Here is a 21,646-nt window from a genome sequence, read left to right as displayed (position 1 = left end):
GTTTCCCCGGCCTTTCTGCGTGGTGCAACGTCGGCTGGCGCGCGGAGGCTGGCTGGCGGACGAAGGTTAGACGCGGCGTGCTGGCGAAGGCTGGCTGGCGCGAAGAACCCGATGCCGCGCTCAGTGCGCGGCGGTACCCTTCGCATCCATCTTGCTGGTCTGGTACAGCGCCAGGCCGATGCGCTTGATCAGGCCCAACTGCTGTTCCAGCCACCAGGCGTGGTCTTCTTCGGTGTCCTTCAACTGCACCAGCAGCATGTCGCGGCTGACGTAGTCCTGGTGCTGTTCGCACAGCTTCATGCCGGCGGCCAGGTTGTCGCGGACGCTGTACTCGGTGTCCAGATCCTTCTGCAGCATCTCTTCCACGGTCACGCCGGGCTCGAACACATGCGGGCGCATGTCCGGATCGCCGCCGAGGAAGAGGATGCGGCGCAGCAGCGCATCGGCGTGCTGGGTCTCTTCTTCCATTTCGTGGTTGAGGCGCTCATAGAGCGCGAACAGGCCCTGGTCTTCGTAGCGGCGCGAGTGGATGAAGTACTGGTCGCGCGCGGCCAACTCGCCGCGCAGCAGTTCCTTCAAGCAGGCGATGACGTCCGGGTTGCCTTTCATGGGGGTGCTCCTGATGAATCAATGCGCGCATGGTGCCCTATCTGAAAATCCGGTGGTCTAATCGGAATCAGTTGCAGTTGCGCTTCGGTCGGCGTGCACGGTGCGTTCACGCCTCCCCTACAATCCAACCCTACCTACAAGAGGGTACGCAGGATGCGGCACTGGCTGAAGCGGTTGCTCTGGGGCGTGCTGATCCTGGCACTGGCGGCGGTGTTCACAGTGTGGTGGCTGCTGCGCGGGAGTCTCCCCACGCTGGACGGCGAGCAGGCCATGACCGGCCTTGCGGCGCCGGTGAGCATCACCCGGGATGCCTTGGGCGTGGTCACCATCGACGCGGCAAGCCAGGCCGATGCGATGCGGGCGCTGGGTCTGGTGCATGCGCAGGAGCGCTACTTCGAGATGGACCTGATGCGCCGTAGCGCGGCCGGCGAGCTGGCCGAGCTGTTCGGCCCGGCGGCGATCGAGATGGACAAACGCATGCGCGTGCACCGGCTGCGGGCGCGTACCACGGCCCATCTGGAGGTCGCCACCGGCAGCAGTGCCGGCGCCCTGCAGGCTTATGTGGAGGGCATCAACCAGGGCATCGCTGAGCTTCGGGTACGGCCTTGGCCGTATCTGCTGCTGCGCCAGGCGCCGGCACCGTGGCGTGCCGAAGACAGCGTGCTGACCGGGCTGGCGATGTATGCCGACCTGCAGGACCCCACCAATCAGAACGAACTGGCGATGGCGCGGATCCGTGCGGTGGTGCCACCGGCGCTGTATGCCCTGCTCAGCCACGATGGGAGCGAATGGGATGCCCCCCTGTTTGGCGAGGCGCGCGGCAACGCCCCGTTACCGGAAGCCGCCACGCTCGACCTGCGGCGGGCCGGTGCGCCACCGGCCACCGGCGCTGCCACGGCCGGTCATCTGGACCCCGACGTGCTGGGCAGCAACAACTTCGCCGTGGCCGGTGCCCTGACCGCGGACGGTCGCGCCATCGTCGCCGACGACATGCACCTGGGACTGCGCGCGCCCAACCTCTGGTTCCGGGTGCGGCTGCGTTATCCCGATGCACAGGCTCCCGACGGGCGCGTCGATGTCAGTGGCTTCTCGCTGCCCGGCCTGCCAGCCATCGTGGTGGGCAGCAACGGACACGTGGCCTGGGGCTTCACCAATAGTTACATCGACACGGCCGATTTCCGCAGCGTGCCCGCCAATGCGCCGGGCATCATCACGCATGAGGAGCGTATCCGGGTCGCCGGCCAAGCGCCGGTGACGTTGCGCGTGCGCGAGACCGCCTGGGGTCCGCTGCTGCACACACGGCAGGACGGCAATGGCGAGGCACTGCGCTGGACGGCGCAACTGCCCGGCGCGGTGCGCCTGGACTTCGCCGAGATGGCGCGCGCGGCGTCGCTTGAAGACGCCTTCCAGGTGGCCGACCGCAGCGGCATTCCGGCACAGAACCTGGTGATCGCCGACCGCAGCGGTCGCATCGCCTGGCGGTTGATCGGCACACGCCCTGACCGCGCTGCGGACTGCCCGCCGAGCGGCAATACGATCACAGCACCTGCAAGCTGTGCGCCTTGGCCGATCCGCAGCGATGGCGCCCCGGCATTGATGGATCCGCCCACGCATCGGCTGTGGACCGCCAATGGCCGCGTGCTCGATGGGGACGCCCTGGCCATTGCCGGGAACGGTGGTTACGACCTTGGTGCACGCGGCCGGCAGATCCGCGATGGCTTGATGGCGAAAGAGCGCTTCACCGAGGCGGACCTTCTGGCGATCCAGCTTGATGATCGTGCCGTGCTGCTGACGCGCTGGTGGCAGCTGCTGCGCGAAGTCGTCGCCACCAGCGACGACCCTGCCTTGCAGCGGCTTGAGGTGGCGACCCGACGATGGGACGGCCATGCGGCCGTGGATTCGGTCAGCTACCGGATTACCCGCGGTTTCCGCGGGATGCTGATCGACCGCGTCAGCGAAGGCCTGCTCGCGCCGGCCAAAGCACAGCTCGGGGAGGACTATCTGGAGCCACGGCTGGGGCAGTTCGAGGGCGCGTTGTGGCCACTGGTGAGCGAACGACCCGCGCATCTGCTGCCGGCCCCCTATTCCCGTTGGGATGCACTGCTGGTCGATACCGCCAAGGCGCTGGAAGCGGACCTGAGCAGTCAAGGCCCACTGGACGCGCGTACCTGGGGCGAACGCAATACCGCCGCGATCTGTCACCCGGTCAGTCGCGCCCTGCCCGGCTTTGCCCGGTCGTGGCTGTGCATGCCGGCCGACCGCCTGCCCGGCGACCGTGACATGCCGCGCGTGCAGGGGCCCGCATTTGGCGCCTCGCAGCGGATGGTGGTCTCCCCCGGCCACGAGGCCGAGGGACTGATCCACATGCCCGGTGGGCAGAGCGGTCACCCGCTCTCACCGTTCTGGGGTGCGGGGCACGATGCCTGGGTGAACGGAACGCCGACCCCGTTCCTGCCGGGCACCACGGTGCATACCCTCAGGCTGGTGCCGACGCGGGAGTGACAGGGGGGTGGGCGGTGACGGGGCAGCCGACCAACGGTCGGCTCTACCGTGATGTGGGTTGGTGCCGCCCGTTGGTCGTACACCGCACACCGCCAGCTTCATCGTCGACAACGCTCGATCAGGCTCAGCAACGGCCCGGTCATGGCCGTGGTCACCAGCGCCATGATCACCAGGACGGCGAACAGGCGGTCGCCAAGGAAGCCCAGCTCGTAGCCCAGGTTGAGCACGATCAGTTCCATCAGGCCACGGGTGTTCATCAGCGCACCCAGTCTCCACGCCTCATGGTTGTCCATGCCGGCACTGCGCGCTGCGCTCCAGGTGCCGATCAGCTTGCCCAGCGTGGCGACCACGATCACGATCAGGCACAGCACTAGGTCGCTGGTCTGCAGGGCGTCGGCGCGCAGGCGCAGGCCGGTCATGGCGAAGAACAAGGGCAGCAGCAGCGTGACCGCGAACGGCTCGACGCGCTCGGCCACGGTGTGCCGCAGCGTCGCGTTGCCGGACACGGCGACGCCAGCCGCGAACGCGCCGAACAGCGCATGGATGCCCAGCATCTCGGTGACCAGCGCGCAGCCCAGCGCCATCAGCAACATGATCAGCAGCCAGCGTCCTTCCTGGCCAGGTGCGATCAGCAGGCGCGAGAACCATGGGCGCACCACCCCCAGCATCAGTGCGACGAAGGCGACCACGAAGACCAGGTTGATCGTTGCCGGCACCCAGCCCTGCGACTGCGCGGCGGCCACGATCAGCGCCAGCAGACACCAGGCGGTGGCGTCGCCGAGGGCGGCGCAGGCGATCGCGGTCTGCCCCAGCGGTGTGGCGGTCATGCCGCGGTCGGCAAGGATGCGCAGCAGCACCGGGAAGGCGGTGATGCTCAACGAAATACCGACGAACAGCGCGAAGCCGGTGAAGCCCACACCGGGCGGTGCGTGCGCGCCATACAGCCAGATCGCCAGCAGCACGCCGAGCAGGAAGGGCACGGCGATGCCGGCGTGGCTCACGACAAAGGCGAATCGCCGCCGCCCACGCAGCGCGCCAAGATCCAGTTCCGCCCCCGCCACCAACAGGAACATCAGCACCCCGAGCTGGCTGAGTAGGCCGAGCGAGCCGAGGGAAGCGGCCGGGAACAGCACGCCGTGCACCTGGGGCAGCACGGCCCCAAGCACCAGCGGCCCCATCATCAGACCGGCCGCCATCTCCCCGATCACCCCAGGTTGACCCAGCCACCGGAACAGCCACCCCGCACCTTTGGCCACCAGCAGCAGGACCAGCAACTGCAGCAGGAACAGACCCAGCGGCGCATGCAGATGCGCGGCCCAGTCGGCCCCCAGCGACACCTCGGCACGGGCCACCTGTGCCGAGACGGCCGGACCGGCAAACCGTGCCAGGCCCAGGCCGATCAACAGAGGCAGCGCCACCCAGCCCAGATAACGCCAGGCCAGCCCGCTGCGGCGCGTCCCGGTGGTGTCAGCGTCCATGATCGATCCCCATCGATTGAAGGGGCGATTCTACGGGCTGCACGCGCTGCCACACCACCGCGATCGACGCGGCGGTGGGGCACATCGATCAGGCCAGTGCCTGCTCGTGCACGCCGGCGATCGCGCGGCCGGACGGATCGGCCATCGCCGCGAAGCTGGCGTCCCACGCGATCGCTGCCGGCGAGGAGCATGCAATCGATTTGCCGCCGGGCACCGTCTCCGCCGCCGCCTGGGTCGGGAAGTACTGCTCGAACACGTGACGGTAGAAGTAGGCTTCCTTGGTCTGCGGCGGGTTGTGCACGAAACGCTTGTCCGCCGCCGCCATCACGCGGTCACTGACCTGGGCCTCGGCATGCGCCTTGAGTCCGTCGATCCAGCCGTAGCCGACACCATCACTGAACTGTTCCTTCTGGCGCCACAGGATCGAGTCCGGCAGGTACCCTTCGAACGCTTCGCGCAGGACCGCTTTCTCAATCCGGCGTGCGCCTGCCGCGCCCTGCCCGACCATCTTGTGCCTGGCATCGATGCGCATGGCAACATCGAGGAACTCGCGGTCCAGGAACGGCACGCGCGGCTCCACGCCCCAGGCCATCATCGACTTGTTGGCGCGCAGGCAATCGTAGTTGTTGAGCGCGTCGAGCTTGCGCACCAGTTCCTCATGGAACTCACGCGCGTTCGGTGCCTTGTGGAAGTACAGATAGCCGCCGAAGATCTCGTCGCTGCCCTCACCGGACAGCACCATCTTCACCCCCATCGCCTTGATCCGGCGCGCCAGCAGGAACATCGGCGTGGAGGCGCGGATCGTGGTGACGTCGTAGGTTTCCACATGGCGGATCACCTCCGGCAACGCATCCAGGCCCTCCTCGAAGGTGTATTCGAAGCCGTGGTGCACGGTCCCGAGTGCTTCTGCCGCGATGGCGGCGGCGGCCAGATCGGGCGAGCCCTTCAGACCGATCGCAAACGAATGCAGGCGCGGCCACCAGGCTTCGCTCTGATCACCGTCTTCAACGCGATGGCGGGCATAGCGCGCCGCCACCGCGGCGACCAGCGAGGAGTCCAGGCCGCCAGAGAGCAGCACGCCGTACGGCACGTCGGTCATCAGCTGGCGGTGCACGGCACGCTCGAAGGCCTCACGCAGCGCGACGCGGTCGGCCTCCACGCCTTCGACCGCGTCGTACTCGCGCCACGGGCGCTCGTAATAGCGGGTCAGCGTGTCGGTGGCGCTGTCGTACCAGTGGCCTGGCGGGAACTGTGCCGCATCGGCGCAGATGTCCACCAGCGACTTCAGCTCGGAGGCCACCACCAGGCGGCCATCCTTGTCGTGGCCCCAGTACAACGGCACCACGCCGATCGGATCACGTGCGATCAACACACGCTGCGCGGCGCGGTCCCACAGCGCGAAGGCGAAAATGCCGTTGAGGCGGTTCAGGAACGAGGCCGGGCTGTCTTCGCGGTACAGGGCGTTGATCACCTCGCAGTCCGAGCCGGTCTGGAAGGCGTACGGCTGGGCCAGTTCGGCCTTCAGTTCGCGGTGGTTGTAGATCTCGCCGTTGACCGCCAGCGCCAGACTGCCGTCTTCGGAGAGCAGCGGCTGCGAGCCACCGGCCGGGTCCACGATGGCCAGGCGCTCGTGGACCAGGATGGCACCGTCATCGACATACACCCCGCTCCAGTCCGGGCCGCGATGGCGCTGGCGCTGCGAGAGGTCCAGCGCATGGCGGCGCAGTGCGGGGAGGTCGTCGCCGGCCTGCAGGCCGAAAATACCGAAGATCGAACACATGGGAACAGCTCCTGATGATGGGGGAATACACGTGTTGCAGGCATTCGACCGGCCACCCAGGCCCGGAAGGGATAAACCCGGGCCACAAAAAAACCCGCATCGGTCGATGCGGGTTTTCTGGGGTCCGGGCGTGTTGCTTGTACTAGCCCTGGTCGCAGTCCCGCATCGGCCGCGCACGATTATTCGCGCGCAGATTATTGCGGTTGGTATTGCTGACAGCGGTGGCCGGGAACGAGGACATGGACCGACCGTAACCGGCTTTTGGCAGCGACGCAACTGTTGCGATGGCAACCAAACCGACCGCCGCGGGCAACCCGGCGCTGCGGGGCCGGGCGATAATCACCGCCCTTCCGCATTCCCTGGCCGGCATGATCCCCCGCATCGGACGCATCGCTTCACGCCTGGGCGGCCTCGCCCTGGCCCTGTCCCTCATCGCCTGCAGCAGCGCCCCATCTCGGACGCCGGCCAGCATCGTGCAGTCGATTGAAACCAAGGCCGCCGATGGCAGCTTCGAGGGCGCCTGGGACGCAGCCAAGACCTTTGAAACCTTCAACGACCCACGCGCGGTGACGTGGTACGCGCGTGCCGCCGCCGTCACCCCGTGGAGCTTCCACAACCCCCAGGCCGAAGAAGCCCTGGGCCGGATCTGGACCGACGTGCGCTGCTGCATGGCACTGGCCCGAACATCGTGCAGGGCACAGCGCTGCGCGCCTCACCGCGAAAAGCCGAGCGGTGGTACCGCACTGCCGCCATGCACGGCAATCCGATGGCGATGCTGATGCTGGCCAAGTTCCATCGTGAACGTGGCGAGGCCGGCAGCGCACTGCGCTGGGACCTGCGGGCAACGATCTACTTCCACATGCCATCCGAATCCTCGCGGCTGCCACAGGCGATCGCAGCGCAGGCTGATGGCACGCTGCATCCGCTGGTGGGCGACATCCAGCGACGTGCGCAGCGCGGCGATGCCGACGCCCAGGTGGATCTCGGCGCGATGTACGAACTCGGGATGGGCCTTCCGCGCGACGGCGTGGAAGCACTGCGCTGGTATCGGCTGGCGGCCGGCCAGGGCAATGTGTATGGCCAGTATTTCACCGGGTTGCTGCTCGGCCGCGGCCGCGCCGGTGTGACCCGCGATCTGGACGCAGCCGCCGGCTGGTTCGCCAAGGCGAATGCGCAGAAGTTCTACCTGGCCGGCGATACCTATTGGCGCGAGCGGATCAAAACGCCGTTCTGGACCTTCGACTGACGCCGGATCCCCAGGATAACCAGCCGGTAGAGCCGACCGTTGGTCGGCTGCACGTATCGCCCCACGTGTCTGCACCAACGGCAGCCGACCAACGGTCGGCTCTACGTCGGAGGGAACCACGGCATTCGCGCCGATGACGCTGTACACACTCCGCCGCTGCCTTCAAGACTGCCGCCTGCGCCCCCCATCCTCCAGAATGACCGCATGAACACCGCCACTTTCCGCGATGAAACCCTCACCCGCGAGCGCATGCAGGCCATCATCGCCGCGCATCGGCGGGGGGCCGTCTTCGAGAACTGCACGTTCGATCACGGCGACTTCTCGCGGCTGGACATGGATGGGTTCCAGTTCAACCAGTGCTCGGTCACCGGTGCTTCCTGGCTGGCGGCCTCGCTGGAAGAAAGCCAGTGGACGAAGTGCCGCGGCAGCCAGTGCGATTTCAGTTCTGCCTTGCTCAGCGATGCGCGCTTCTCGCACTGTGATCTCAACAACAGTCATTGGCGCCGCGCGACACTGTCCTCGGTGCAGTTCCAGGACTGCAAGCTGACCGGTGCGCACCTGCAGGAAGTGACCGGCTGGGCCCTGGAATTCCGCGATTGCCTGCTGGTCAGCGCTGACCTGCGCGGGATGTCGTTCCGCAAGGCGCAGCTGGAAGGCATGGATTTTTCCGAAGCCGAGTTGTCCGGCTGCGATTTCCGCGATGCGGTCTTCAACGGCGGCAGCCTGCGCAATGCGCAGACCCGGCTGACGCGCTTTGAAGGCGCGGACCTGCGCGGCACCGACATCAGCGGGCTCAACGTGATGGACGCCAAGCTGTTCAAGAAGGCGGTGATTTCACAGCGCCAGGCGGCGGCCGCATTGGCGTCGTTCGGGTTGATCGTGGCGTAGGGCGAACCGGCCAGCGCCGGTGCCTGCCGGGCACGACAGGCGCCGACGGTGGGCCGGCGCGGCGTGCGCCTCAGGCGAGCAAACGCTCGATCAAGCGCTGGTACAACGCCGGCAGTGCTTCCAGATCGGCGACACGGACGTTCTCATCGACCTGATGGATGCTTGCGTTGACGGGCCCCACTTCGATGCACTGCGCGCCCAGCGGCGCGATGAAGCGGGCATCGGAGGTGCCACCGCCGGTGCTCTCTTCCGGCGGCGCACCTGCGAACTCGCCGAGCACCTCGCGCGCGACACGGCGAAGCGTGCCCTCCGGGGTGTAGAACGGCTCACCACTGCGATGCCACTTGAGCGTGTACTCCAGCGCATGCCGGTCCAGCAGTGCGGCGATCTCCTGCTCCAGCGCCGGCGCGTTCCAGTGCGGGTTGTAGCGCAGGTTGAACAACACCTGGAGCTCACCGGGAATGACGTTGTTGGCTCCGGTCCCGGCATGGATGTTGGAGACCTGCAGGCTGGTCGGCGGGAAGCTTTCGAAGCCATCATCCCAATGCCGGGCAGTGAGTTCGGCCAGGGCGGCGGCGGCCAGATGGATCGGATTGCGCGCCTTGTCCGGATAGGCGACATGACCCTGCACGCCCTTCACCGTCAGCGTGGCCGAGAGGCTGCCGCGGCGACCGACGCGCAGCAGATCACCGAGCACGGCAGTGGAGGACGGCTCGCCGGTGATGCACCAGTCGATGGCCTGGCCGCGCTCGCGGAAGAGGTCGGCCACGCGGCGTACACCGTCGATGGCATCGCCTTCCTCGTCACTGGTCAGCAGCACCGCCAGCGTGCCGGAATGTTCCGGATACGCGGCGACGAACTGTTCGGCGGCGACCACGAAGGCGGCCACGCTGCCTTTCATGTCAGCCGCGCCGCGTCCATAAAGCACCCCATCACGGATCTGCGGATCGAACGGATCGCTGGTCCAGGCCGAGACCGGCCCGGTCGGCACCACATCGGTATGCCCGAGCAGCACCAGCACCGGCGCGCCCTGGCCGTGCGTGGCCCACAGGTTGTCGACCTCGCCCAGCCGCAGGTGTTCGCAGTGGAACCCGGCGCGCTCGAGACGGCCCGCCAGCAGCGCCTGGCAGCCAGCATCGTCCGGGGTGACCGAGGCCCGTGCGATCAGATCACAGGTCAGCGCGACGACATCGCTCACGCGCCCACTCCGAACCGCTGCTTGAAACCGTTGTCTGAAAAGCCCTGGGTCATTGCCCCATCCGCGCTCACCACCACCGGACGCTTGATCAACTGCGGATACTCGCGCAGCAGCAGCTTCCACTCAGCATCCGAATCGGCCGCCTTGCGGTTCTCCGGCAGTTGCCGCCACGTGGTGGAGGACCTGTTGATCAAGGCGGGGAAGCCACCGGCCTGGGCAGCCCAGTCGATCAGGGTCTCCGGCGTCGGTTTGTGGTCGCGGTAGTCGACGAAGGTATACGGCACCTGGAAACGGTCGAGCCACTTGGTGGCCTTCTTGCAGGTGTCGCAGTTCTTCAATCCGTACAGAGTGGTGGTCATGGCGCGGCGTGCAGCATCGATCAGGAAGGACGCCGTGAGGATGTCACAACAGGCGTTCGGACACGACCCGGAACGGTACCTGCGGCACCCGGAAACAGAACGCCTCGGCCAGATCGACGCCCATGGCGGCAAGGTGCGGGCAGGACACCGGGCCCTCCAGTTGCAGGGGCTGCACGTCCGAAAGGGCAATCGGCAGATCGATATGGGTCAGGGCCAGCCGACCATCCGCGGCGACCGCGAACGCGGCCTCCTGACAGGCCAGAAAGGTCATGGCCTGCGCTGCATCGGTAAAGGCACCCGCTGCCCAGGCAGCTGCCAAACCCTCTGCCGGACGCACCTGCGCCTGCAGTGCCGGCGCACTGCCCTGCCCAGGCTCGATCACGGTGTGCCCACCATCGGGATCCATGGCATGCTCGAAACGCGCGGCCAGATGCGGTTGCATGGCATCGCTCCACAGCCGTGCACCCACCGCGTGCGCCACGCTGTCGATTACGTTGCGATCAAACAGGACCCGCGGCGTGGCGGACCCGGCCGCTGCATCGTCCGGCACCACATACCAGCGCCAGTTGCTCTGCAGCGGCGACGGAAACAGGCCACGCAACGGCCCCGCCAGCGCCGGCCCGAAATGGCCGTGGCGGTAAGTCAGGATCGTGTAGGGCGTGCGCCCGTCATGCACGAACAGGCGATGGCCCGGTGGGGGCGGCGGTGCATGACGCACGTCCACCCACCAGCTCAGGTACACCACCTCACACACATCACTGATCAAGGCCGGTACCGGCAGCACGCGGGTCAGCGCGCGCCGACCGGCGGTCAGGTGCGAGCAGCCGAGCAGACGCTGCAGCGCGCGTCCCGGCCACCCCGCGAACGGGTGCCGGTAGCGCGCCCCCTGCGCCAGCGCGGGCTGCGGCGTGCTCAGTCAGCCAGGCCGCGCAGCAGCTCGTTGACGCTGGTCTTGCTGCGGGTCTTGGCATCGACCTGCTTGACGATCACCGCGCAGTACAGCGAGTGCGACCCGTCCTTGGACGGCAACTGGCCGGACACCACCACGCTGTACGGCGGCACCGAGCCGTAGCTGATTTCGCCGGTGGCGCGGTTGTACACGCGGGTGCTCTGGCCGAGGAACACGCCCATGCCGATCACGCTGTGATGGCCGACCACGAAGCCTTCCACCACTTCCGAACGCGCGCCGATGAAGCAATGGTCTTCGATGATGGTCGGGCTGGCCTGCAACGGCTCGAGCACGCCACCGATGCCGGCACCGCCGGAGAGGTGGCAGTGCTTGCCGATCTGCGCGCACGAACCGACCGTGGCCCAGGTGTCGACCATGGTGCCCTCGCCCACGTAGGCGCCGATGTTGGTGAAGCTCGGCATCAGCACCACGTCCTTGCCGAAGTAGCTGCCGCGGCGCGCGATCGCACCGGGCACCACGCGCACGCCGGCGCGGCGGAACTTGGCTTCATCGAAGCCGGCGAAACGCGATTCGACCTTGTCCCAGAACGGCGCCGGGCGCGCATCGACCACGGCCATGTCGTTGACGCGGAAGTACAGCAGCACCGCCTTCTTCAGCCATTCGTTGACCTTCCAGCCGCCGTGGCCATCCGGCTCGGCAACGCGGAACTCGCCGGTTTCCAGCCCATCGATGACACGGCCGACCAGCGGCTTGGTGGAGCCTTCGATCTCATGCAGGGTCAGCGTGGCACGACGTTCGAAGGCGCTCTCGATGCCGAACTTGAGTTCTTCCACACCCGGCGTGGCCGGCTTGCGCAGCGACTTGCGGGCAATGTTGGCATCACGGCTGGCACTGCGCTTGGCCGCGCTCTCGGCCGGGGTGGCGGCGACCTTGCGCGCCGGCGCCTTTTTCACGGCGGCCTTCTTGACTGCCGGCGCCGCCTTTTTTGCCTTGGCAGCGGTCTTCTTCACCGCAGGTGCGGCAGCAGGGGTCTTGGCCGCCGGGGTCTTCGCGGCGGTCTTCTTGGCAGGCTTGGTGGCCATCAGTGGGGGTCTCCGGCTTTTCGATCAGGGTCCAGGCAGGCGAGCATGGCGTCTTGCAGCTGCTGCCTGGCGGATTCGGTAAGGGCGTGATCATGCTCATCGCTGATCACGAACATGTCTTCGGCGCGCTCGCCGAAGGTGGCGATGCGCGCATCATGCACGCGCAGCCGCTGGTTGCGCAGCACGAACGCCACGTCGGCCAGCAGGCCGGGGCGGTCGGGCGCGACCAGGCTGAAACGGGTACTGGTGGTGTCGCCATCGGTGACATCGCGGAACTCGATGCGCGGGGCGAAACGGAAGTGCCGAAGCTGGCGCGGAATCACCCGCCTCGACGGACGCAGCCGGGTCAGATCGCCGGACAGCGCTTCGCGCAGGCCAGCTTCCAGGCGTGGCGCATCGCCATCGGCAAAGCTGTCGGCGGGGGTCACTTCGAAGGTATCGAAAATGGTGTCGACCGGGCCGTCCAGCACACGCGCGCGATGGATGCCGTAACCCTTGCGGTCCAGCGTCATCACGATCGCAGCGAACAGGCCATCGCGGTCCGGCGAGTGCACGAACACCTCCAGCGCGTGGTCGTCCGGCGTGATCCGGCGCACCTTGACCAGGGTCTGGCCCTGCTTGATCGGTACCAGCGCGGCAGCCTGCCAGGCGAGCTGTTCGGGCCGCAGCCGGATGAAACTCTCATCGGGCATCACCGTGAACTGGCGGTCGATGGTGGCATCGTCGTAACCACGCTCGCGCACCAGCTGACGGACCGATTCACGCGCTTCAGCGACGCGCTCGGCGGCCGGCATCTGGTTTTCCAGGCCATCGCGCAGCGCGCGCCGGGCAGCGAAATACAGGTCGGCCAGCAAACGGTCCTTCCAGGCATTCCACAGCTTGGGGCTGGTCCCGGCGATATCGGCGCAGGTCAGCAGGTAGAGATAGTCGAGCCGGTCGCGGCTGGCCACCAGCGTGGCGAAGCGGTGGATCACGTCCGGATCGGAGATGTCCTGCTTCTGCGCAGTGATGGACATGCGCAGGTGCTGCTCGACCAGCCAGGCCACCAGCTCGGTATCGGAACTGCTCAGCGCCAGCGCCTGGCAGAATTCGCGTGCATCCACCGCACCGAGTTCGGAGTGATCGCCGCCGCGGCCCTTGGCGATGTCATGGAACAGGCCGGCCAGCAGCAGCAGTTCCGGCTTGCGCAGGCGCGGCCAGACTTCGTGCGCGATCGAGAAGCGCTCATCCGCGCGCGTGCTGGCGAACAGACCGATGTTCCGCAGCACCATCAACGTGTGCTGGTCGACGGTGTAGACATGGAACAGATCGAACTGCATGCGCCCGGAGACCTGCGCGAACGCGGGGATCCACTGACCGAGCACCCCCAGGCGCGCCATCCGCGCCAGGGTGTCGACCGCGCGCGGACTGCGCAGCAGCGCCAGGAACTGTTCGCGTGCCGCCGGGCTGGCCTCGGTATATGCAGCGAGATCCGGCAGCGCCTCGGCCAGCGCGCGGGCGGTCAGCGAGTGCAGGCCACGCACATCCGGGTTGTAGGCCCAGCTGGAGAACAAGGCGAACACCTGTTCGATGTCGCCCTGCGGCCAGGCAGGGTCGTTGGCGGCGAGGTAGCCGCGGCGCAGCGAGAAACCGACACTGACCGGCTCGGGCACCGCTTCGCCATCGAACTGTTCCTCGAAGCGCTGCAGCAGGCGGTCACTGATCCGCCGCACCACGGTGGCGCTGCGGTAGAACCCCTGCATCATTTTTTCCACGGCCAGGCTTTCGACGTCGTCTTCGAAACCCAGGCGCGCGGCGAGTGTTTTCTGGTAATCGAAGCGCAGGCGCTCTTCAGGCCGGTTGGCGACCAGGTGCAGGCCGAAGCGCAGCCGTGCCAGGGCGCAGCGCTCGCGCTTGAGCGCGGCCGCTTCATCCGGGCCCAGATGGCCCAGGCCCACCAGTGCTTCCAGGTCGCGCACGCCGAACGCGCGCAGCGCCATCCAGCCCAGCGTATTGAGATCGCGCAGGCCGCCAGGTCCGTCCTTGATGTCCGGTTCCAGATTGTCGGCGGTATCGCCGAAGCGCTGATGGCGGGCCAGCAGCTCTTCGCGCTTGGCGAGGAAGAACTCGCGCGGCGGCCACAGGCCCTCCACGTTCACCGCCGCCTTCAAGGCCTGGCGGGCCGCGTCATCGGCAACCACCGGGCGCGACTCGATCAGCGCGGTCAGCACGGTCTGGTCGGCGCTGGCCTGGGTGCACTCGCCCGGCGAGCGCACCGCGTGGCTGACCGGCAGGCCGCAATCCCACAGCAGCGCGAAAAAGCGCGCCAGCCCGGCTTCGTGGCGACGCTGCTGCTCCGGCGTCCCCAGTACCAGCACATCGATATCCGAGCGCGGGAACAATTCACCGCGCCCGTAACCGCCCACCGCGAACAGCGCCATCCCCGACCCGGCGGGCAGGCAGCGATGCCAGGCCAGCCGGATCAGGTGATCGGCCGCGCGCGCGCGCAGCGCGAGCAGGCGTTCGATGTTGTCGCCCTGGTCGAAGCGGCGGTACAACCGCGCGTCGGTCTGTTGCAGCGACTGGCGCGCCAGCGCCGCCCAGTCCGGGTCGGCGACGGAATCGGCCGGCGCGTCCAGCATCGGGCTCGCCGGCAGCATGTTCAGACCTGCGATTCGCCGGGCGAGAGGGTCAGCACGTCGACGCCGGTCTCGGTGACCGCGACCATGTGCTCCCACTGCGCCGACAACTTGCGATCCTTGGTGACCACGGTCCAGCCGTCCGGCAGCACCTTGTTGTAGCGGGTGCCCTCGTTGATCATCGGTTCGATGGTGAAGGTCATGCCCGGCTGCAGCACCAGGCCCTGGCCCGGGCGGCCGTAATGCACCACCTGCGGCTCGTCGTGGTAGACCTTGCCGATGCCATGGCCGCAGTACTCGCGCACCACGCTGAAGCGCTCGGACTCGGCATAGCTCTGGATCGCGTGGCCGATGTCGCCCAGCGTCGCGCCCGGCTTGACCGCGCGGATGCCGCGCCACATGGCTTCGTAGGTGGCATCGACCAGGCGCTTGGCCATGACCGACGGCGTGCCGACGTAGTACATGCGGCTGGTATCACCGTGCCAGCCATCCTTGATCACGGTGACATCGATGTTGACGATGTCGCCGTCCTTGAGGACCTTGGCGTCACTGGGGATGCCGTGGCAGATCACGTTGTTGACCGACGTGCAGACCGTCTTGGGGAAGCCGCGGTAGCCGACATTGGCCGGCGTCGCCTTCTGCACGTTGATGATGTGGTCGTGGCAGATGCGGTCCAGCTCTTCGGTCGTCACGCCCGGCTTGACGTGGGGAGTGACGATGTCGAGCACCTCGCTGGCCAGACGGCCGGCGATGCGCATCAGTTCGATTTCCTCGGGGGTTTTCAGATTCACGCTCATGGCGGCCATTATCGCCGATCCGGGGCCAATCTGAACGGGATCGCGTGGAACGCTGACAGCCGCGGTTTGGGCGGACGGACCAGTCAGGTCCATGAATGAATGCGATGGACGTCTCAGATCGCAGGTTTGTGCCGAAAACGGCCATTGAATGGGCCAAATCTCACGGCCTCCCTACAAGGCCAAACCTATAACCGGGTCAACACCGTTCCATCGCGTCACCGTTCGGCAGCATCGTGTTGTTCAGCAAGGACCCGCGTCCAAGGAGCATGCCCATGCGATTTCTCCGTCCTGCCCTGTTGAGCCTGGCCCTTGCCAGCCTCGCTGCGCCCGCCCTGGCGGCCGATACCACCACCTTCAACGTCAAGATCATCATCACCAAGGCCTGCACGATCACCGCGGCAGCCGCCACGGACGTCGACTTCGGTTCGGCCCTGTCCACCGCCACGACCCCGTCCAACGCGCAGGGCACCATCACCGCGCAATGCTCGGCGCTGACGCCGTACACCGTCGCCCTCAATGCCGGCGCCAATGCCGGGACCGCCAACGACGTGACCACCCGCCGCATGAAGAACACTGATGCGAGCGTGACCGCGAACAATTTCGTCGGCTACCAGCTCTATCGCGATGCGGGGCACACCAACGTATGGGGCGCGACCACCGGCACCAATACTGCGGCCGGTATCGGCACCGGCCTGGCGCAGACCCTGAATGTCTACGGCCAGATCGCCAACCCCAGCGTCAACAACGCCGCTGCGGGTAATTATCAGGACACGATCACCGCCACCATCACCTATTGAGGTCCGCCATGCCGATTTCCGCAGGGCGTCGCCCTGGGCGGTTCGGGTGCGCGGCCCTTGGCTGGCTGTGGCTGCTGATGGGGAGCGCCACCGCCGCAAGCCTGCAGGTCGCCCCGACCTCATTGCAGCTGACGCCGCGGCAGAATGCCGATGCGCTGTGGTTGACCAACAGCGGCACGGCGCCGGTGCAGGTGCAGGTGCGGGTCTTCGAGTGGCGCCAGGACACCGGCCAGGACCAGCTGCTGCCCACCACCGACCTCCAGGTGAGCCCGCCGATGCAATCGCTGGCCGCCGGCCAGCAGCAGTTGATCCGGGTGGTGCGCAGTGTTCCCGACGCACCTGCATCGCAGCGCGCTTACCGGGTGATCGTCGATGAACTGCCCACGGTGGACCCGCGTCGTACCGGCATGCAGTTCGTCCTGCGCTATTCGATGCCGGTGTTTGTCCAGCCCGGTGTGGACGGCCCGCTCGACCACGCGCTGCAGGTACGCCTGACGCGCCTGGATGACGGGCGGCCGGCCCTGGAGGTGCACAACCGCGGCAACAGTTACGCACAGCTGGCCGACATCGGCCTGGGACCCGTCGACCGGCCGCAGATCATCCATCCCGGCCTGCTCGGTTACGTGCTTGGCGGACAGACCATGCGCTGGCCGCTGGATGTCCCGGTTGCCCGCCTGGCGGGCGCCACGTTCTCGGCAAAGATCAATGGCGAGTCGGCCCAGACGCCACTGCCCGCCGCGCCGCCGGCTCGCTGAGGCCTGCATGCGGCTGCTGCTCACTGCGACGCTGACCCCGTGCGCCGCGCTGGCAGCGGAGGCCGATGCGGGCATGGGCGCATCGGCCGACACCCTGCTGCCGCCGCCCACGCCGTTGACTGCCGCACAGACGCTGTACCTAGAGGTGACCCTCAACCAGGCACCCCGCGGCCTGCTGCCTTTCACCGAACTACAGGGCAGGCTGATGGCCTCGGGCGCGACGCTGCGCCAACTGGGATTTTCCGCACGCGGCGAGGAGCAGGTCGCGCTGGACCAGCTCAGCGGGGTCGTCGTGCGCTACGACGCCGCCATGCAGACGCTGGCCCTTGACGTGCCGCTGGAGCAGCTGTCGCTGCCTACCACGCGGCTGGAACGTGCGGCCGACACGGCGCCGCCCGCAGCCGCCTCACCCGGCATGCTGCTCAACTACGACCTTTACGGCAGCCACAACGAGGGCGGCGGCAACCTGGCCCTGACCACCGAACTGCGTCTGTTCGGGCTGGGCCACGGCGTACTGGAAACCAGCGCGCTGTTGCGCACGTACCAGGACCCCGCCGATCGGCAATGGCGGGGCGAAAGCGTGCGTCTGGATACGGCATGGCGCCTGGATTTCCCGGAATCGGCCGTGTCGCTGACCGTGGGTGACTTCTACAGCGGCTTTGTCGACTGGAGCCGGCCGGTCCGCATGGCCGGTGTGCAGGTCGGGCGCAACTATGGCCTGCAGCCCTACCGCGTGCTGACCCCCACGCCGACCTTCCTCGGCGAGGCGGTGGTGCCCTCCAACGTGGAGCTGTATGTGGACGGTCTGCGCCAGTACAACGGCGAGGTCCCGGTCGGCCCCTTCCAGCTGGCGGCCCAGCCGGGCATCAACGGGACCGGCAACGCCCAGGTGGTGATCACCGATGCGTTCGGGCGGATGCAGACGCTGGATTTCGCCTTCTATGGCACGCAGCAGCTGCTCGCCAAGGGCCTGTCCGACTGGTCGGCCGGGATCGGCCGGATGCGGAAGGACTACGGCATCCGCTCGTTCGCCTACGAAGCACCGGTGATCGGCAGCGCCACGTGGCGCTACGGCGCCAGCGATCACTTCACGGCCGAAACGCATGCCGAAGGCGGCGGCGGGGTGGTCAACGGCGGCGCGGGGGGCTGGTGGTTGCTCGGCAGCGCTGGCGTGGTCAACGCCGCCTACGCACACAGCCGCCATGACGGGCTGCAGGGCGGCCAGTATGCGCTGGGATACAGCTGGAACAACCGTCGCTTCAACGTCAATCTGCTGACCCGGCGAACGCATGGGGAGTACCGCGACCTGGGCGCACTACAGGACGCCCTGCCCCCCGACATCAGCGATCAGGCCACCCTGGGCATCAATCTGCAACGCGCCGGTTCGCTCAGCGCCAGTTATCTTCGGCTGCGCTACCCCGACGGCGACGACAACCGCTACGCCAGCGTGTTCTGGTCGCGCAGCTTCGGTGATCGCTGGTCGGCGTATGTCTCGTTCAACCAGAACCTGGCCGACCGCGATGACCGCAGTGCCTATCTGTCGGTCTCCGCCGCGCTGGGGCGCAATCGCCAGAGCAGCCTGTCGGCACAGCGCAACGGCGAACGGCTGACCTATGTCGCCGACCTGTCCCAGCCCGTGCCCGGCGATGGCAGCCTGGGGGGCTACGGCTGGCGGGTGCAGGCGCGCGGCGGTGACGATGGCGGCGGGGGCCTGGCCGAACTCGGCTGGCTCAACCGGGTCGGGCGTTATTCGATGGGCTACGCGCGCCAGGGCGATCTGGATTATGGCTACGCAAGTGCCAGTGGCAGCGTGGTGTGGATGGGAGGACACGTGTTCGCCGCGCGCGAGGTGTCCGACGCCTTCGCGGTGGTCTCTACCGATGGTTACGCGGGAATCCCGGTGCGGCTGGAAAACCGGTTGATCGGCAACACGGACAAGAACGGCCTGCTGCTGGTGACGCCGCTGCTCTCGTGGCAGCGCAACCGGCTGTCCATCGATACGCTGGATCTGCCGGCGGACATGCGCGCCGACCGCGTGGATACCTGGGTGACGCCACGGCAGAGCGCCGGCACCGGTGTCAGCTTCGGGCTGCGGCGTACCCGGGCACTGAACGTGATCCTGCACGATGCGCAGGGTCGCCCGGTTGCAGTGGGCAGCAATGTGCACCTGCCCGATGGCCGCCAGGTCACGGTCGGCTACGACGGCGAGACCTACATGGAAGACGTGTCCAACGGCAGCCAACTACAGGTGGAAACCCCGCAGGGCCGCTGTAATGTCACCCTCGGCATGCAGCGCATGAACAGCACCGGCCCACAGCGCATCGGGCCGCTGCGCTGCCTGCCAGGTGCCGGCCGATGACCCTGCGCGCATGGCTGTCGGCGGGTCTTGTGCTGGCCGCGCTGCTGGGCAGCGGCGTGGCACGCGCAGACACCACCTGCACGGCCAGCGCGCCGACCACACTGCCATTCGGCACCATCACCAACGGTGCGAGCGGCGTCACCGATGCCAGCATGACCATCACCATCACCTGTTCCACCGCCGCACTGAGCCTGCTGGCCACCGCATCGGTGCGCATGTGCATCGGCCTGGGCACCGGCTCCACCGGCGCCACATTGCTGCCGGCCCGGAGCATGGCGATCAACGCTACACCACCGCAAGGCAACGGTGACACGCTGGCCTACCAGCTCTACAGCAATTCCAACCGCACCACGCCATGGGGACTTGCACCGGCGGGGAACCCGGCGGCAGTGGTCGCGGACCTGACCTACCCCGTGCCCCTGCTGGGCGGCTCGGGAAGCACCACCGTGACCCTTTACGGACGCATCCCAGCCGCCCAGACCCTGTCGGCCGGTACGTTTTCCAGCAGCTATGCCGGCGCCAACGTCGTCCTGCAGTACGCCTACAACGAGCGATTGGCCCTGAGCTCGCCGACACCGGCGACCTGCAATGCCGCCAGCGGCGTGACCGGCACCAAAAGCGCCAGCAATGCCTTCACCTTCACCACCAGCGCAACCGTTCTTCCCCAATGCAGCACCTACGTCACCACCGACATGGACTTCGGCAGCAACGCCGGCGCGATCACCGCCAACCTTGATCGCACCTCGACCATCGGCCTGACCTGCATCAATCGCACGGCCTACAGCATCGGCCTGGACAACGGGCAGAACGCGCTGGGCAATGTCCGGCGCATGCGGTTCACCGCGCCGGACAGCAGCGTCTATTACATCCCCTACGAGTTGTACCGCGACCCCGCGCGCTCGCAGCGCTGGGGCACCACCATCAACACCGACACCCTGGCAGGTACCGGCAATGGCGCGGCGCAGACGCTCACCGTGTACGGGCGGGCCCCGCCCACCGCCGGCGCGATTCCCGCCCAGGGCAGCTACAACGACGTGATCACGGTCACCATCACCTATTGAGGGGAGCACGCCCTCAAGACAGCGCCATCGCCGCCGTTAACAGTCGCATTCTCTGCCGTCCGATGTTCGATGCCCGCGCGCCCGCCCTCCCTCGTCCTCGCCAGCCTGCTGGCATGCGCCGCCGTGCCCGCCGTTGCACGTCCGGGTACCGGCGGCGGCGCGCTGCACATCGGCGTACGCATCATCGCCGACTGCCACGCCGCCGGGGCCCATGACACTGCGTGCCGTCGACCCGCCCGGCAGCGCAGCGATGGCGCACAGCCCGTGCCGGCGCAGGTCGCCGCGCTGAGTCCGGCGATCGAAAGCACTACCCGCGTGCATTCCCCGTCCCTCACCGTGACCTACTGATGCGCAGGCTGATCGCGGCAGTGCTGTCCGGCATATGCGCCCTGCCCGCTCACGCGCTGGACATCCGGCCGGTCAGCGTGTCTGTCCCGGCCGGCCCGGCGCACGCAGAGCTGTGGCTCGACAATCCCGGTCCCACCGCGTGGACCGGACAGGCCCGCCTGTATCGCTGGACCCAGGAAGGCGACGAGGAGCGCCTGGCAGCGGCCCAGGAGGTGGTGGTCAGCCCCGTACACCTTGCTGTCGCGGCCGGCCAGGGCCAGCGCCTGCGTGTGGTCCGGTTGGGCGATGCACCGCAGGACACGCAGCAGGCCTACCGCCTGATCCTCACCCCCGCCCCCACGGCGGGCGACGGGCTGGCGCGCTACTCACTGCCGGTCTTCCTGGAGCCGGCCACGGGCGCGCCACCGGCCTCCCGCCTGCATGGCGCTGCGAGTGGCAGCCCTGCCGCACCGCGGCTGCACCTTTATAATGACGGTGATGCCCATGCGCACCTGGCCGAGCTGGTGTTCGTGGATGCCCAGGGTCGGCGCCAGGTTCTGATCGAAGGGCTTGCAGGCTACGTCCTGCCACACAGCCACCGCAGCTGGGCCCTGCCCGCCCGCCCGGACGGGTACGCCGACGGCCGCTTCCGGGCCCGCATGGACCACGCAGAAGAGGCCGCTCTGCCCTCCTCTACACCCGAGATTGCAGCAGCAGCCCAGGCCGAGCTATAATCGACCGGATGTCCTGCCTCATCGAAGCGGGATATACGTCAACACCGGACGTCACCGGTGAATCCACACCTGCCGCCCATATCCGTGCCGGGGTGCTCCGCAAGGAGTTCGGTCACGGAAGCGACAGGGAAGCCAAACCCCGGAAC

Annotated in this window: 17 protein-coding genes and 1 pseudogene; 9 read left to right on the top strand and 9 right to left on the bottom strand. The window is 67.7% G+C overall.

All coding sequences use genetic code 11. The annotated features are described in order from the left end of the window. Positions 1-120: 120 nt before the first annotated feature. On the bottom strand, positions 121-609 hold the full coding sequence (gene bfr / locus ACTT2I_RS04620) for a bacterioferritin (protein WP_019184377.1): 489 nt from the start codon (positions 607-609) through the stop codon (positions 121-123). Between the two features lie 153 nt (positions 610-762). Here bfr and ACTT2I_RS04615 point away from each other — a divergent pair, with 153 nt between their 5' ends. Beyond that, complete coding sequence (locus tag ACTT2I_RS04615) at positions 763-3,111, top strand: penicillin acylase family protein (protein WP_443096792.1); 2,349 nt, start codon at positions 763-765, stop codon at positions 3,109-3,111. Positions 3,112-3,209: 98 nt separating this feature from the next. Here ACTT2I_RS04615 and ACTT2I_RS04610 read toward each other — a convergent pair whose 3' ends face one another. Both ACTT2I_RS04610 and asnB read right to left on the bottom strand, forming a co-directional pair. Further along, positions 3,210-4,589, bottom strand: coding sequence for a cation:proton antiporter (locus ACTT2I_RS04610; RefSeq protein ID WP_421099702.1), 1,380 nt, complete (start codon positions 4,587-4,589; stop codon positions 3,210-3,212). Positions 4,590-4,677: 88 nt separating this feature from the next. After that, a complete protein-coding gene (asnB, locus tag ACTT2I_RS04605) occupies positions 4,678-6,369 on the bottom strand; it encodes an asparagine synthase B (protein ID WP_421099703.1) in 1,692 nt (563 codons plus the stop codon). 368 nt (positions 6,370-6,737) lie between these two features. Here asnB and ACTT2I_RS04600 point away from each other — a divergent pair. Continuing rightward, positions 6,738-7,615 (top strand): annotated as a pseudogene (locus ACTT2I_RS04600) (tetratricopeptide repeat protein). Positions 7,616-7,819: 204 nt separating this feature from the next. After that, complete coding sequence (locus ACTT2I_RS04595; RefSeq protein ID WP_088433081.1) at positions 7,820-8,503, top strand: pentapeptide repeat-containing protein; 684 nt, start codon at positions 7,820-7,822, stop codon at positions 8,501-8,503. Positions 8,504-8,573: 70 nt separating this feature from the next. Here ACTT2I_RS04595 and dapE read toward each other — a convergent pair whose 3' ends face one another. Genes dapE through map form a run of 6 tightly spaced genes read right to left on the bottom strand, consistent with a single transcriptional unit; the run spans position 8,574 to position 15,467 of the window. After that, entirely contained in the window at positions 8,574-9,701 is a 1,128-nt protein-coding gene (gene dapE, locus ACTT2I_RS04590; protein WP_421099704.1) for a succinyl-diaminopimelate desuccinylase, read from the bottom strand. Then, positions 9,698-10,060, bottom strand: a complete 363-nt coding sequence (locus ACTT2I_RS04585) for an arsenate reductase (RefSeq protein ID WP_421099705.1) — start codon at positions 10,058-10,060, stop codon at positions 9,698-9,700. Before ACTT2I_RS04585 ends, dapE begins: the two co-directional genes overlap by 4 nt. Positions 10,061-10,103: 43 nt before the next feature. Then, positions 10,104-10,976, bottom strand: coding sequence for a hypothetical protein (locus ACTT2I_RS04580; RefSeq protein ID WP_421099760.1), 873 nt, complete (start codon positions 10,974-10,976; stop codon positions 10,104-10,106). After that, on the bottom strand, positions 10,973-12,052 hold the full coding sequence (gene dapD / locus ACTT2I_RS04575; RefSeq protein WP_088433084.1) for a 2,3,4,5-tetrahydropyridine-2,6-dicarboxylate N-succinyltransferase: 1,080 nt from the start codon (positions 12,050-12,052) through the stop codon (positions 10,973-10,975). Before dapD ends, ACTT2I_RS04580 begins: the two co-directional genes overlap by 4 nt. Continuing rightward, positions 12,052-14,673, bottom strand: coding sequence for a [protein-PII] uridylyltransferase (locus ACTT2I_RS04570; protein ID WP_421099761.1), 2,622 nt, complete (start codon positions 14,671-14,673; stop codon positions 12,052-12,054). The genes dapD and ACTT2I_RS04570 overlap by 1 nt, the downstream gene beginning before the upstream one ends. Positions 14,674-14,693: 20 nt before the next feature. Continuing rightward, positions 14,694-15,467, bottom strand: coding sequence for a type I methionyl aminopeptidase (gene map, locus ACTT2I_RS04565; RefSeq protein WP_070473512.1), 774 nt, complete (start codon positions 15,465-15,467; stop codon positions 14,694-14,696). 272 nt (positions 15,468-15,739) lie between these two features. Here map and ACTT2I_RS04560 point away from each other — a divergent pair, with 272 nt between their 5' ends. From ACTT2I_RS04560 to ACTT2I_RS04535, 6 genes are all read left to right on the top strand, one after another. Further along, complete coding sequence (locus ACTT2I_RS04560) at positions 15,740-16,264, top strand: Csu type fimbrial protein (RefSeq protein WP_088433087.1); 525 nt, start codon at positions 15,740-15,742, stop codon at positions 16,262-16,264. A gap of 8 nt (positions 16,265-16,272) precedes the next feature. Then, positions 16,273-17,019 carry a fimbrial biogenesis chaperone gene (locus ACTT2I_RS04555; RefSeq protein ID WP_421099706.1) on the top strand — a complete coding sequence of 249 codons (747 nt, stop codon included), beginning with the start codon at positions 16,273-16,275 and terminating at the stop codon, positions 17,017-17,019. A gap of 7 nt (positions 17,020-17,026) precedes the next feature. Further along, positions 17,027-19,378: a fimbria/pilus outer membrane usher protein gene (locus tag ACTT2I_RS04550; protein WP_088433089.1), complete on the top strand. Its 2,352-nt coding sequence runs from the start codon at positions 17,027-17,029 to the stop codon at positions 19,376-19,378. Between the two features lie 2 nt (positions 19,379-19,380). Continuing rightward, positions 19,381-20,439 carry a Csu type fimbrial protein gene (locus ACTT2I_RS04545; RefSeq protein ID WP_443096851.1) on the top strand — a complete coding sequence of 353 codons (1,059 nt, stop codon included), beginning with the start codon at positions 19,381-19,383 and terminating at the stop codon, positions 20,437-20,439. A 123-nt stretch (positions 20,440-20,562) separates the two neighbouring features. Beyond that, on the top strand, positions 20,563-20,787 hold the full coding sequence (locus tag ACTT2I_RS04540) for a hypothetical protein (RefSeq protein ID WP_088433091.1): 225 nt from the start codon (positions 20,563-20,565) through the stop codon (positions 20,785-20,787). Then, positions 20,787-21,500, top strand: coding sequence for a fimbrial biogenesis chaperone (locus ACTT2I_RS04535; RefSeq protein WP_421099708.1), 714 nt, complete (start codon positions 20,787-20,789; stop codon positions 21,498-21,500). Before ACTT2I_RS04540 ends, ACTT2I_RS04535 begins: the two co-directional genes overlap by 1 nt. Positions 21,501-21,646 lie beyond the last annotated feature (146 nt).

Source organism: Stenotrophomonas sp. PUT21 (assembly GCF_052232875.1).
Taxonomy (GTDB): Bacteria; Pseudomonadota; Gammaproteobacteria; order Xanthomonadales; family Xanthomonadaceae; genus Stenotrophomonas; species Stenotrophomonas maltophilia_N.
The sequence above is the reverse complement of the archived record's forward strand: the minus strand, read 5'-3'. Positions and strand labels throughout refer to the sequence as shown.

Coding starts and splice junctions, on each gene's coding strand:
- bfr (WP_019184377.1), bottom strand. CDS start 609: ATGAAAGGCAACCCGGACGTCATCGCCTGCTTGAAGGAACTGCTGCGC.
- ACTT2I_RS04615 (WP_443096792.1), top strand. CDS start 763: ATGCGGCACTGGCTGAAGCGGTTGCTCTGGGGCGTGCTGATCCTGGCA.
- ACTT2I_RS04610 (WP_421099702.1), bottom strand. CDS start 4,589: ATGGACGCTGACACCACCGGGACGCGCCGCAGCGGGCTGGCCTGGCGT.
- asnB (WP_421099703.1), bottom strand. CDS start 6,369: ATGTGTTCGATCTTCGGTATTTTCGGCCTGCAGGCCGGCGACGACCTC.
- ACTT2I_RS04595 (WP_088433081.1), top strand. CDS start 7,820: ATGAACACCGCCACTTTCCGCGATGAAACCCTCACCCGCGAGCGCATG.
- ACTT2I_RS04585 (WP_421099705.1), bottom strand. CDS start 10,060: ATGACCACCACTCTGTACGGATTGAAGAACTGCGACACCTGCAAGAAG.
- dapD (WP_088433084.1), bottom strand. CDS start 12,052: ATGGCCACCAAGCCTGCCAAGAAGACCGCCGCGAAGACCCCGGCGGCC.
- ACTT2I_RS04570 (WP_421099761.1), bottom strand. CDS start 14,673: ATGCTGGACGCGCCGGCCGATTCCGTCGCCGACCCGGACTGGGCGGCG.
- map (WP_070473512.1), bottom strand. CDS start 15,467: ATGAGCGTGAATCTGAAAACCCCCGAGGAAATCGAACTGATGCGCATC.
- ACTT2I_RS04560 (WP_088433087.1), top strand. CDS start 15,740: ATGCGATTTCTCCGTCCTGCCCTGTTGAGCCTGGCCCTTGCCAGCCTC.
- ACTT2I_RS04555 (WP_421099706.1), top strand. CDS start 16,273: ATGCCGATTTCCGCAGGGCGTCGCCCTGGGCGGTTCGGGTGCGCGGCC.
- ACTT2I_RS04550 (WP_088433089.1), top strand. CDS start 17,027: ATGCGGCTGCTGCTCACTGCGACGCTGACCCCGTGCGCCGCGCTGGCA.
- ACTT2I_RS04535 (WP_421099708.1), top strand. CDS start 20,787: ATGCGCAGGCTGATCGCGGCAGTGCTGTCCGGCATATGCGCCCTGCCC.